The 12,061-nt window shown below is 52.7% G+C and carries 12 protein-coding genes; 6 read left to right on the plus strand and 6 right to left on the minus strand.

What is annotated here, in order from left to right; translation table 11 throughout:
• Positions 1-38 precede the first annotated feature (38 nt).
• Positions 39-911, plus strand: a complete 873-nt coding sequence (gene rluF / locus AC3RPL_RS18435) for a 23S rRNA pseudouridine(2604) synthase RluF (RefSeq protein WP_490741088.1) — start codon at positions 39-41, stop codon at positions 909-911.
• A gap of 14 nt (positions 912-925) precedes the next feature.
• Here rluF and fabY read toward each other — a convergent pair whose 3' ends face one another.
• From fabY to typA, 5 genes are all read right to left on the minus strand, one after another.
• Complete coding sequence (fabY, locus tag AC3RPL_RS18440; protein WP_490741089.1) at positions 926-1,864, minus strand: fatty acid biosynthesis protein FabY; 939 nt, start codon at positions 1,862-1,864, stop codon at positions 926-928.
• Between the two features lie 54 nt (positions 1,865-1,918).
• Positions 1,919-2,356: a D-aminoacyl-tRNA deacylase gene (gene dtd / locus AC3RPL_RS18445; protein WP_490741090.1), complete on the minus strand. Its 438-nt coding sequence runs from the start codon at positions 2,354-2,356 to the stop codon at positions 1,919-1,921.
• Positions 2,353-3,219 (minus strand): virulence factor BrkB family protein, encoded by an 867-nt coding sequence (locus AC3RPL_RS18450; protein ID WP_034940536.1) that lies wholly within the window; start codon positions 3,217-3,219, stop codon positions 2,353-2,355. Before AC3RPL_RS18450 ends, dtd begins: the two co-directional genes overlap by 4 nt.
• Positions 3,219-3,815, minus strand: a complete 597-nt coding sequence (yihX, locus tag AC3RPL_RS18455; RefSeq protein WP_490741091.1) for a glucose-1-phosphatase — start codon at positions 3,813-3,815, stop codon at positions 3,219-3,221. Before yihX ends, AC3RPL_RS18450 begins: the two co-directional genes overlap by 1 nt.
• A 152-nt stretch (positions 3,816-3,967) precedes the next feature.
• Positions 3,968-5,791, minus strand: coding sequence for a ribosome-dependent GTPase TypA (typA, locus tag AC3RPL_RS18460; RefSeq protein WP_034940533.1), 1,824 nt, complete (start codon positions 5,789-5,791; stop codon positions 3,968-3,970).
• Positions 5,792-6,225: 434 nt separating this feature from the next.
• Between typA and glnA the strand changes: the two genes are divergently transcribed.
• The 4 genes from glnA to AC3RPL_RS18480 all read left to right on the plus strand — a co-directional run bounded on the left by glnA (position 6,226) and on the right by AC3RPL_RS18480 (position 10,584).
• Positions 6,226-7,635 carry a glutamate--ammonia ligase gene (gene glnA, locus AC3RPL_RS18465; RefSeq protein WP_034940531.1) on the plus strand — a complete coding sequence of 470 codons (1,410 nt, stop codon included), beginning with the start codon at positions 6,226-6,228 and terminating at the stop codon, positions 7,633-7,635.
• 259 nt (positions 7,636-7,894) lie between these two features.
• On the plus strand, positions 7,895-8,944 hold the full coding sequence (glnL, locus tag AC3RPL_RS18470) for a nitrogen regulation protein NR(II) (RefSeq protein ID WP_034940529.1): 1,050 nt from the start codon (positions 7,895-7,897) through the stop codon (positions 8,942-8,944).
• Positions 8,945-8,951: 7 nt separating this feature from the next.
• Entirely contained in the window at positions 8,952-10,361 is a 1,410-nt protein-coding gene (glnG, locus tag AC3RPL_RS18475) for a nitrogen regulation protein NR(I) (RefSeq protein ID WP_034940527.1), read from the plus strand.
• A 109-nt stretch (positions 10,362-10,470) separates the two neighbouring features.
• Complete coding sequence (locus AC3RPL_RS18480) at positions 10,471-10,584, plus strand: YshB family small membrane protein (protein ID WP_152542846.1); 114 nt, start codon at positions 10,471-10,473, stop codon at positions 10,582-10,584.
• Between the two features lie 110 nt (positions 10,585-10,694).
• Here AC3RPL_RS18480 and AC3RPL_RS18485 read toward each other — a convergent pair whose 3' ends face one another.
• A complete protein-coding gene (locus AC3RPL_RS18485) occupies positions 10,695-11,120 on the minus strand; it encodes a DoxX family protein (RefSeq protein ID WP_261642932.1) in 426 nt (141 codons plus the stop codon).
• Between the two features lie 188 nt (positions 11,121-11,308).
• On the opposite strand from AC3RPL_RS18485, the gene AC3RPL_RS18490 reads away from it, so the two are divergent.
• Positions 11,309-11,962 (plus strand): TetR/AcrR family transcriptional regulator, encoded by a 654-nt coding sequence (locus AC3RPL_RS18490; protein WP_490741092.1) that lies wholly within the window; start codon positions 11,309-11,311, stop codon positions 11,960-11,962.
• The last annotated feature ends 99 nt before the right edge of the window (positions 11,963-12,061 follow it).

A 12,061-nucleotide genomic window follows, 5' to 3' on the forward strand; every position in this document is an offset into this window, starting at 1 on the left:
TTGTTTAAAGGTATCATCCGCCTATTTGCGGATAAGCCATGCAGACCAACTCTTCAACACGCCTCAATAAATACATTAGCGAGAGCGGGATATGTTCCCGCCGCGATGCTGACCGGTATATCGAACAGGGCAACGTTTTCATTAACGGTAAGCGAGCCTCGGTCGGTGATCAGGTGCATACCGGCGACGTGGTGAAAGTAAATGGTCAGCTAATTGAACCACGCGATGAAGAGGATTTAGTGCTGATTGCCCTGAATAAGCCGGTGGGCATTATTACCACCATGGAAGAGGGTGAGCGGGACAATATCAGCGATTTTGTTAACCACAGCAAGCGCGTATTCCCCATTGGTCGGCTGGATAAGGATTCCCAGGGTCTGATTTTTCTGACTAATCACGGCGATTTAGTGAATAAGATCCTGCGGGCCGGGAATAACCATGAAAAAGAGTACGTGGTTACGGTTAACAAGCTGATTACCGATGAGTTCATTACCGGTATGGGCGCGGGTGTACCGATGCTGGGTACGGTCACCAAAAAGTGTAAGGTTAAAAAAGAAGCACCGAATGTCTTTCGTATCACCCTGGTTCAGGGGCTGAACCGGCAAATCCGCCGCATGTGTAAGCATTTTGGCTATGAAGTGACCCGGCTTGAACGCACACGGATTATGAACGTCAATCTGAAGGGGCTGCCGCTGGGTGAATGGCGTGACCTGACCGACGATGAGCTGATTGAACTGTTTAAACTGCTGGAAAACTCATCCTCTGAAGAACCTGCGGCCAAAAAAGCAAAACCCAAATCGACAGCAGCAAAAAAACCTGCCAACGGCGGACCGAAAACCAGTGAGAAAACGGCTGGCAACAGCACTTCCCGCAAGCGCTTCACCCAGCCGGGCCGTAAAAAGAAAGGGCGCTGATCCAGCGCCTCTCGTCAGTCGCCGGATCCGCCCTGCTCCAGCGGGCCATCCGGGTCGGCGGGCAGGACCAGATATACCCCCTTAAACACCGCCCCACAGGTATCATTACCGTGCAGTTCGACTTCCAACTGCACCCGTGCCTTACGACCACGCGCCAGCCTGTCCAAATCACCGCTCAGGGAACCAAGATCGGCTATTGCGCCCGGCCTGCCGCTGATCGAATGACTGTAACGGATATGTGCATCCGCCAGAATAATCGTGCCGCCCAGATGCCGCTCGCGCAACAGCAGCCAGATAAGCCCCCAGCCCGTCAGTGTGGCCAGTGAAAACAGGCTGCCGGCAAACAGGGTGTGGTGCGGATTCTGATTGCCGGTTTCTGGCATCGTGGTAATGAATTTCTGCCCGGTATATTGCTGGATGCGTACCCCCATTTTCTCACTGAGAGGGATATTCTCGTACCAGGCCTGCTGCAACTGACCGCACCAGTCGGCACGATGCAATATGTCATCCAGGGTAATAACCGGCTTTACCATCAAAAAATGGCGTACCGGCGTGGTTTGCGGCGCGGTAACCTCACCTTCGTTGACATAACCCAACTTGGCAAAGAACTCGACCGCATCTTCCCGGGCGCTACAGACCACGCGTTTAACCCCTTCCTGACGCGCTACAGACTCCAGCGTCATCGCCACCAGCGTCCCCAGGCCTTTCCCCTGAACTGAGGGATGCACGGCCAGAAAACGGATTGCCGCCTCATTGTCGGCATTAATGTAAAGTCGCCCTACAGCGACCGGAGCGCCACGTTCATCCACCACCATTTGATGATGAGCCAGCGCATCCCACGCATCCCGTTCAGAGCCCATTGGCTGATGAAGAGGCTTACGTAGCATTTCCCAGCGAAACTGATAGTAAGTATCCAGCTCTTCCGCTGTTTCAGGAACCCGAAGGTGATACATAAAATGGTTCTCTCTTTCAGTCTGGTTCGCTTCCGTGCCGTTCAACCCGCTGGCTTACACCTGGAGCCAGAAGGTGACCGGGCCATCATTGACCAGTGCGACCTGCATATCGGCGGCGAAGCGCCCGGTCCGGGTGGTCACCGCCTTTTGACGGCAACATTCCACAAAATAGTTATACAACCGCTCAGCGTCCGCAGGGTCTGCGCCGCGAGAAAAACCGGGACGCAGACCCTTTTGAGTGTCGGCCGCCAGCGTAAATTGTGACACAACCAGCAGGCTGCCTTCTGCCTGCCGGACATTCAGATTCATTTTTCCGTCAGCGTCACTGAAAATGCGGTAACCCAACACACGCTCAGACAGCCGCTGCGCTTTCTGCTGGTCATCACCTTTTTCCACACCCAGTAAGATAAGCAACCCCGGCCCGATTTCGCTGATGGTTTCTCCGCCAACCTTAACGCTGGCGCTGAGCGCACGTTGAATTAAAGCAATCATGACCCCTCGTCTTCTTTATTTTGTTGTGTCAGGCGGTGGTCCCCCAGAGAGGCGGTAATCTCTGCACCCAGCAAAACAATACACCAGGTCCAGTAAATCCACAGGAACAGGATAGGAATAACCGCCAGCACACCATAAATCAGCTGATATGACGGGAACATGGTCACATAGAGGGCAAAGGCTTTTTTCCCCAGCTCAAACAATAAACCGGCAACCAGCGCGCCGACCAGCGCATCCCGTCCAGCCACCTGACGAGTGGGAACAATACTGTAAAGCAGCCAGAATGCCAGCCAGGAGAGTAACAGAGGAAAAATTCGTAGCCCATAATCAATCAGCCAGCTGACGCCACTGACTGAGGCCCAACGCAGTGACAGCAGGTAGGAGCTGATAGCCAGGCTGGCACCAGCCAGCAATGGCCCCAGAGTCAGGATCATCCAGTAAACGGCAAAGGAGTAGACCAGCGGGCGTTTACGTTGACTGCGCCAGATGGTATTCAGCGCGGTATCAATGGAGTACATCAGCAGCAATGACGTCACTACCAGGCCGCAGGCTCCTACCGCCGTCATCTTATTAACGTTAGCCACAAACTGCTCGAGATACTGCTGAATTGCCGTGCCCGATGCCGGAACAAAATTGCTGAAGATAAAGGTTTTCAGCTGCCCGCTGACCGTGGCAAATGCCGGGAAAGCAGCAAACAGCGCAAATACCACGGCCACCAGCGGGACCAGCGACAGCAGGGAGACATAGGCCAGATTGCCTGCCAGCGTGGTCATGGCATCTTCATTAATGCGCTGCCAGAGCAACCTGATCCAGGACCAGAATGCCCGCAGGCGGTGCTGACTGGCGTAACGATGACGAAACATCACAACTTATCAGCAAAAAACGCCGGGATGATACTGGCATCCGTAACGTGAATACTCTGGATGCCAAGCGCCCGTGCTCCCTCGATATTTTCCAGATTGTCGTCAAAGAAAATTGTCTGGTCGGCGCTGAAACCTTCTTCATCAAGCACCTGCTGGTAAATGCGGGCTTCGGGCTTACGCATGCCCATATCCTGTGAAAGGTAAAGTTTATCCGCAGCGCTCTGGACTTCCGGGTATTCACCAGGCCAGAAACTACAGTGCAGACGGTTAGTATTGGAGAGAATAACCACCCTCTCGCCTTTATCGCGCAGCGCTTGCATTATCTGTAAGACTTCCGGGCGAACACCAACGAATATAGCCTGCCAGCCAGCGGTAAACTGTTCAAAACTCAGCGCCAGGCCCAGCTCTTCGCAAATCTGCTCAGCGAAGGCTTCATCGCTCACTTCTCCACGCTCATGGCGATGAATGTTCTCCCCCAAAGTGAAATGGTTTTGCAGCGTCGCTAACGGCACGCGTCCCAGATCGCTCCAGACGCCCAGCACCCGGTTGAAGTCAATATCAACAATGACGTTACCTAAATCAAAGATATACAGCATGGCCATCTCCTTTTGTTCCGGTGAGCTATTCACTCTAGCGGTAAAATGGAAGCCTGAACAGGTGGCGAATTTGAAAACTGGAAGACAGATTCAGAGAGGAAAAAAAACAGGGCCGGAAATCTCCGGCCCTGTGTATCAGCAACAGCGTCAGATTAAACGTCTTTGCTACCGCGCATGGCGCGTTTACGATCGTTTTCGGTCAGGTGACGTTTACGAATACGGACAGAAAGTGGCGTAACTTCTACCAGTTCGTCATCATCGATAAACTCAATCGCCTGCTCAAGCGTCATCTTGATGGCCGGTACCAGCGTTGTCGCCTCATCGGTACCAGAAGCACGCATGTTGGTCAGTTTCTTACCGGTCAGGCAGTTTACCGTCAGGTCGTTAGAACGGCTGTGAATACCGATAATCTGGCCTTCATACACTTCCGCACCGTGACCAAGGAACAGTTTGCCGCGATCCTGAAGGCCAAACAGCGCAAATGCCACCGCTTTACCCTGGCCGTTTGAGATCAATACGCCATTCTGACGCTGGCCCACTTCACCCGGACGAACATCATCGTAGTGGCTGAAGGTGGAGTAGAGCAGCCCGGTACCGGAAGTCATGGTCATGAATTCGTTACGGAAGCCGATCAGGCCGCGGCTTGGCACCACGTAGTCAAGACGCACACGACCTTTACCATCCGGGTCCATGTTTTTCATGTCGGCTTTGCGTTCACCCATCGCCTGCATCACTGCACCCTGATGCTGTTCTTCAATATCCAGCGTCACGTTTTCGAATGGCTCCTGTTTACGGCCTTCGAATTCACGGAAGATAACTTTCGGACGGGATACCGCCAGTTCGAAACCTTCGCGGCGCATGTTTTCGATCAGTACCGACAGGTGCAATTCACCACGACCTGAAACGCGGAAGGCATCGGCATCAGCCGTTTCTTCCACACGCAGCGCCACATTGTGCACCAGCTCTTTGTTCAGACGGTCAAGGATCTGACGTGAGGTCACGAACTTACCTTCTTTACCGCAGAAAGGTGAGGTGTTGACGTTGAAGAACATGGTTACCGTTGGTTCATCAACGCTCAGTGCTGGCAGCGCCTGCACATTCTGTGGATCACAGATGGTATCAGAGATGTTCAGCTCGCCCAGACCGGTAATGGCAATGATGTCGCCTGCTTCGGCTTCTGTCGCATCAATACGCTCCAGCCCGAGGTGGGTCAGCACTTTGCCAACTTTACCGTTACGGGTTTTGCCTTCGCTATCGACGATGGTCACCTGCTGGTTTGGCTTCACTTTGCCACGCTTGATGCGGCCGATACCGATAACACCAACATAGTTGTTATAGTCCAGCTGTGAAATCTGCATCTGGAAAGGCGCAGCCATCTCAACCTGTGGCGGAGAAACGTGCTTCACGATGGCCTCATACAGCGGGGTCATGTCTTCCGCCATATCGGTGTGGTCAAGACCCGCGATACCGTTCAGGGCAGAGGCGTAAATAACCGGGAAGTCGAGCTGATCGTCGGTCGCGTCCAGGTTAACAAACAGGTCGAATACCTGATCCACAACCCAGTCAGGGCGGGCACCAGGCCGGTCAACTTTGTTGATAACCACGATCGGCTTCAGACCATTTGCAAAAGCTTTTTTGGTCACAAAGCGGGTTTGCGGCATTGGGCCATCCATTGCATCCACAACCAGCAGCACCGAGTCAACCATTGACATCACACGTTCTACCTCACCACCGAAGTCGGCGTGTCCTGGGGTATCCACGATATTGATGCGGTAGTCGTTCCATTTAATGGCGGTGTTTTTTGCGAGGATGGTAATCCCACGCTCTTTCTCCAAATCGTTGGAGTCCATTACGCGTTCGGTTGCTTCAGCGCGGGCGTCAAAGGTTCCGGACTGCTGTAGCAATTTATCAACCAGGGTAGTTTTACCGTGGTCAACGTGGGCAATAATGGCGATGTTACGCAAATTTTCGATCACAGCTTTGCCTCAGGCATTAGAAATAGCGCGCTATTGTACACGGATTAATCGAAGGACTGAACAGGATCACAAATATCAATTAAAGATTGCTGTCAGGTTGCTTTTTTAGCCATTTACAGTGCAACAATTGCACCTGCCGCTAAAAATGCACCATAAAAGCGCAAGGACAGCAACCATAAGCACCATCATGGTGCGCGACTTCCATCATGGTGCAGATTCCGATTCATCAGAGGGCGCATCATAGCGCTTTTTATGCCGGTTTAGAAAGTTGGCATAAATTTCGCTTTGATGTTTGTAAGCAAAAATGCCAGTTTCACGAAGGTCCCGGCTGGTCAGGACGCTTTATTTTGGAATGACTGCACCAGAAAATAAACCTGATGCGCCGCAAAGATATCTGACCACGACGACAATGACAAAATCCAGGAGAGTTAAGTATGTCCGCTGAACACGTTCTGTCGATGATGAACGAGCATGAAGTCAAATTTGTTGACCTGCGTTTTACCGATACCAAGGGTAAAGAGCAGCACGTTACCATCCCTGCTCATCAGGTTAACGCTGACTTCTTCGAAGAAGGCAAAATGTTTGACGGCTCTTCGATTGGTGGCTGGAAAGGGATTAACGAATCAGACATGGTTCTGATGCCTGACGCAACAACCGCAGTTCTGGATCCCTTCTTCGAAGATCCTACGCTGATCATTCGTTGTGACATCCTTGAGCCAGGCACTATGCAGGGCTACGATCGCGACCCTCGTTCCATCGCCAAACGCGCGGAAGACTTCCTGCGCTCATCCGGCATTGCAGATACCGTTCTTTTTGGTCCAGAGCCAGAATTCTTCCTGTTTGATGATGTGCGTTTTGGCGCAACCACCTCGGGTTCCCACGTTGCTATCGATGATATTGAAGCCGCCTGGAACACCGGTAAAGAATACGAAGGCGGTAACAAAGGTCACCGTCCGGGTCTGAAAGGCGGTTACTTCCCGGTTCCACCGGTCGACTCTTCACAGGACATCCGTTCTGCTATGTGTCTGACCATGGAGCAGATGGGCCTGGTCGTTGAAGCTCACCACCATGAAGTGGCGACAGCAGGTCAGAACGAAGTGGCAACCCGCTTCAACACCATGACCAAAAAAGCGGACGAAATTCAGATCTACAAATATGTTGTGCACAACATTGCCCACGCTTACGGCAAAACCGCGACCTTTATGCCAAAACCTATCTTTGGTGATAACGGTTCAGGTATGCACTGCCATATGTCCCTGTCCAAAGGCGGCACCAACCTGTTCTCTGGCGACAAATACGGCGGCCTGTCTGAAACGGCGCTGTTCTATATCGGCGGCGTTATCAAGCATGCTAAAGCGATTAATGCTCTGTCTAACCCAACCACCAACTCTTACAAGCGTCTGGTTCCTGGCTACGAAGCGCCGGTCATGCTGGCTTACTCTGCCCGTAACCGTTCAGCGTCTATTCGTATTCCTGTGGTTGCCAGCCCGAAAGCCCGCCGTATCGAAGCTCGCTTCCCGGATCCAGCGGCTAACCCTTACCTGTGCTTCTCTGCACTGCTGATGGCTGGCCTTGACGGCATCATCAATAAAATCCATCCGGGCGATGCGATGGACAAAAACCTGTACGATCTGCCGCCGGAAGAAGAAGCTGAGATTCCAAAAGTGGCCGGTTCACTGGAAGAAGCACTGAACGCGCTGAACGAAGACCGCGAGTTCCTGACCCGTGGCGGTGTGTTCACTGACGATACCATTGATGCCTACATCGAACTGCGTAAATCCGAGCTGGACCGCGTTCGTATGACTCCGCATCCGGTTGAGTTTGAACTGTACTACAGCGTATGATTAAAACGTCTGAACCTGGTGAATGCGATGTCGCGGTAGGGCGGCAACCGAAATAACCCAAAATAACGTAGTCTGCTGTTTTATTTGGGAGAAAGAGGGAAGCCAGCACCGCTGTGGTATGAAAATCGCCGGGAATTATTGCCGTGGAAATTTCAGCCCATCTCCGGATGGGCTTTTTTCACCGCGAATTCATCGTCAGGGACGACGATATCTGGGTTAAAAGGCTATAATGCACTAAAAAGGTGCAGGGGAAGACTGTATGGCAACTGGCACGCTGCCCGATGCTGGGCAGATTCTCAACTCTCTGATTAACAGTATTTTGCTGGTCGACAGCGAACTGGTGGTGCATTACGCCAATCCTGCTGCACAACAGCTGTTGGCTCAAAGCTCACGCAAGCTTTTCGGTACGCCTTTGCCGGAGCTGATGGGATATTTTTCGTTAAATATTGACGTCATGCGCGAGAGTCTGAGTGCTGGTCAGGGCTTTACCGATAGTGAAGTCACCCTGGTAGTGGACAGCCGCGCACATATTATGTCACTGACCGCGCAACGTCTGCCTGATGGCTTAATCCTGCTGGAAATGGCCCCGATGGACAATCAGCGTCGTCTCAGCCAGGAGCAGATTCAACATGCCCAGCAGGTAGCAGCCCGCGATTTGGTTCGGGGTCTGGCTCATGAAATAAAAAATCCGTTGGGAGGATTGCGGGGCGCCGCTCAGTTGCTGGCAAAAGCGCTCCCCGATCCCTCTCTGACCGAGTATACCAGGGTGATTATTGAACAGGCTGACCGCCTGCGCAATCTGGTGGACAGGCTACTTGGCCCACAGCAGCCCGGTATGCATGTCACACAAAGTATTCATCAGGTCGCTGAGCGTGTGGTTAACCTGGTATCGATGGAACTGCCCGACAACGTGACGCTGGTACGGGATTACGATCCCAGTCTGCCAGAGTTACCGCACGATCCGGATCAGATCGAACAGGTGTTACTGAATGTTGTCCGTAATGCGCTTCAGGCGTTGGGGGAAGAAGGTGGCACAATCACGCTTCGTACCCGCACGGCATTTCAGCTGACGCTGCACGGCGTGCGTTATCGTCTGGTGGCGCGCATTGATGTTGAGGATGATGGCCCCGGCATTCCGGCTCAGCTACAGGACACCCTGTTTTATCCCATGGTGAGTGGCCGTGAAGGGGGGACCGGTTTAGGCCTGTCTATCGCCCGCAGTCTGATCGATCAGCACTCAGGAAAAATAGAGTTCAGTAGTTGGCCTGGCCACACAGAATTTTCAGTTTATTTGCCTATTCGCCAGTGAGGTTTCTATGCAACGAGGGATAGTTTGGATCGTCGATGACGATAGCTCCATCCGCTGGGTGCTTGAACGCGCGCTCACTGGAGCCGGTTTAAGCTGTGCCACTTTTGACAGCGGTAACGAGGTGCTGGACGCCCTGTCTACCAAAACCCCAGACGTTTTACTTTCAGATATTCGTATGCCTGGAATGGATGGGCTGGCGCTACTCAAACAGATTAAACAACGCCATCCCATGTTGCCGGTGATTATTATGACGGCACATTCCGATCTTGATGCGGCGGTCAGCGCCTATCAGCAGGGTGCTTTTGATTATCTGCCCAAACCTTTTGATATTGATGAGGCCGTCGCGCTGGTAGAGCGTGCCATCAGCCACTATCAGGAACAGCAACAGCCACGTAATCAGCCGGTCAGCGGCCCGACCACCGACATCATCGGTGAGGCCCCGGCGATGCAGGATGTCTTCCGCATCATTGGCCGTCTTTCCCGTTCCTCTATCAGCGTGCTGATCAATGGTGAATCAGGTACGGGTAAAGAGCTGGTCGCCCACGCCCTGCACCGTCACAGCCCACGGGCTAAAGCGCCATTTATCGCCCTGAACATGGCCGCTATCCCCAAGGATCTGATTGAATCAGAGCTCTTTGGTCATGAGAAAGGGGCATTTACCGGAGCAAATCAGATCCGTCAGGGACGTTTTGAACAGGCGGATGGCGGCACCCTCTTCCTGGACGAAATCGGCGATATGCCACTGGATGTGCAGACCCGTTTACTGCGCGTACTGGCTGATGGTCAGTTCTATCGCGTTGGAGGCTATGCGCCCGTCAAGGTGGATGTACGCATTATTGCGGCCACCCACCAGAATCTGGAACTGCGCGTGCAGGAAGGTAAGTTCCGTGAGGATCTGTTTCATCGACTGAATGTGATCCGCGTACACCTGCCGCCGCTACGTGAACGGCGGGAGGATATTCCACGGCTGGCGCGCTATTTTTTACAGATTGCGGCACGTGAACTGGGCGTTGAAGCAAAAGTCCTGCATCCGGAAACGGAAACGGCGCTTACCCGTCTGCACTGGTCTGGTAACGTGCGTCAGCTGGAAAATACCTGCCGCTGGCTGACCGTAATGGCGGCGGGTCAGGAAGTGCTGATCCAGGATCTGCCAGGCGAACTTTTTGAGACGACAACGGCAGACACGCCGGTACAGTCTTTACCTGACAGCTGGGCAACGCTGCTGGCTCAGTGGGCTGATCGTGCATTGCGTTCGGGTCATCAAAATCTGCTTTCCGAAGCACAGCCTGAAATGGAACGAACATTGCTGACCACAGCATTGCGCCACACTCAGGGACACAAACAGGAAGCCGCCCGACTGCTGGGCTGGGGACGCAATACCCTGACCCGCAAACTGAAAGAGCTGGGGATGGAGTAAGCCAGCAGAAGGTGTAAAAATATGGCACATTGCTTTTTTTTATACCTTCAGCGGCTTTACACGTCGGTGCTAATCAGTATCATTCTGAGCGGCTACCGGGAGGAATACTATGCTGGAATCTGTCATTCATTTCATCACGCAAACAGCGCAGGCGTGGGCACATTCTCCACAGACCGCCATCGCAGCAGTGATGTGCGCCCTGATGATGAATCTGTTCAGTTGAAATAAGGCCGGTGATATCCGGCCTTGCGCTTATTGCACCTCTGCCGGGATGCAGAAAGATTGCCGGTGGCGATAATCCGCACTCCCCTTTCCCATTATCAGCAACAACTTTTATCTGCTAAACGGGACTACCCGTAGACGCCCCCACAAGATAAAACCGCACAAGGCCAGCAGGATAAAATTAAGCGGCGTGACGGCAGCCTCACCGCGTGAGATATGAAAGGTAATGGCACAAATTTGCAGCAAGGTGCAGCCAGACGCAGCCCAGACTGACAGTTGCGGTTTTATTTTCAACAAAGCAGGCAGCAGAATCCCTGCTCCGCCAAGCGCATCAATCAGCCCCATCCCCCGCAGAAAATGTACCGGCACCTGACCCGGCCATACCCACATAGCGGCCAACTGGCTGACGGGCATCAGCATTTTCATGCCACCGAAAATAACAAAGGCAATAAAGATCAACAGCTGAGCGCCCCACAGCAACATATTCATTAACTTATGAGGTTGTTTTTCTGTGGCATTTATCTGTTCGTGGATCATGGCACTGTTTCCTGTAAAGAGTTCGGAGGTGCAACACCTGGTCATTGTCGTGACGCAGGGCTGCGGGGAACCGGTGAATGACATCAGGTGGTGCGGACCATCCTGAAAAGATACAATACGATAATCAACCATATCGCAACAAGAGATACGATAGACTATATTATCGTTAAAAGGCGAGGAATTTCGTAATGAAAGAGTGGCCAGACGATCATCCCAAGGCAAAACTGATGGCACGCAAGCGCGCTGCAATTATCAGCGCAGCAAAAGACGTTTTTCTTCAGGTCGGGTATGAGGCTTCCAGCATGGAAGAGATTGCCGCTTTGGCAAACGTCTCGATTATGACACTGTACCGCCACGCCATCAGCAAAGAAGCATTGTTTAATGCGGTGATTTTGAGTGCCTGTGATTACTCAGAAGAGAAGAGAGGTCAGTACCAGCAGGCTATACAGGAGAAGCCCCTGCAACAGGTTATGCAGGAAACAGGCGCGCTCTTTCAGGAGAAGATTACCCATCCCGACACCGTCGCTATTATGCGCACCGTGATGGTTGAAACGCGCCGCTTTCCTCAACTCGCCAGCGCAGCCTATGAGGGATTCGTCCACAGCTGGCAGCTTAATCTTGAGGCGTTGCTGCCGTTGCATCCTGAATTTGCCGGTAAAGAGCCTGAACAGACCAGACTTGCCGTATCGCGTTTTCTTGACGATTTGATGGGGACAGATTTTATCAACATACTGCTGGAAATCAGTGATGCAAATCGGCCCGACCGGGCAAGTCGCACACGGACTGCCACCCGTAATTTCATAAAAATGATGGGCCTTTCATCACCCGAAGACGCATGTTAACAATCTGGCGATGAGGATGGAAAAAGCCCGGCATGAAAAGGCTTGCTGCTGTCGCCTTCCTTTGTCATGCCGGCACCCTGCCTGCAAAGATACTGCTAC

The sequence above is a fragment of the Erwinia papayae genome (assembly GCF_058241465.1).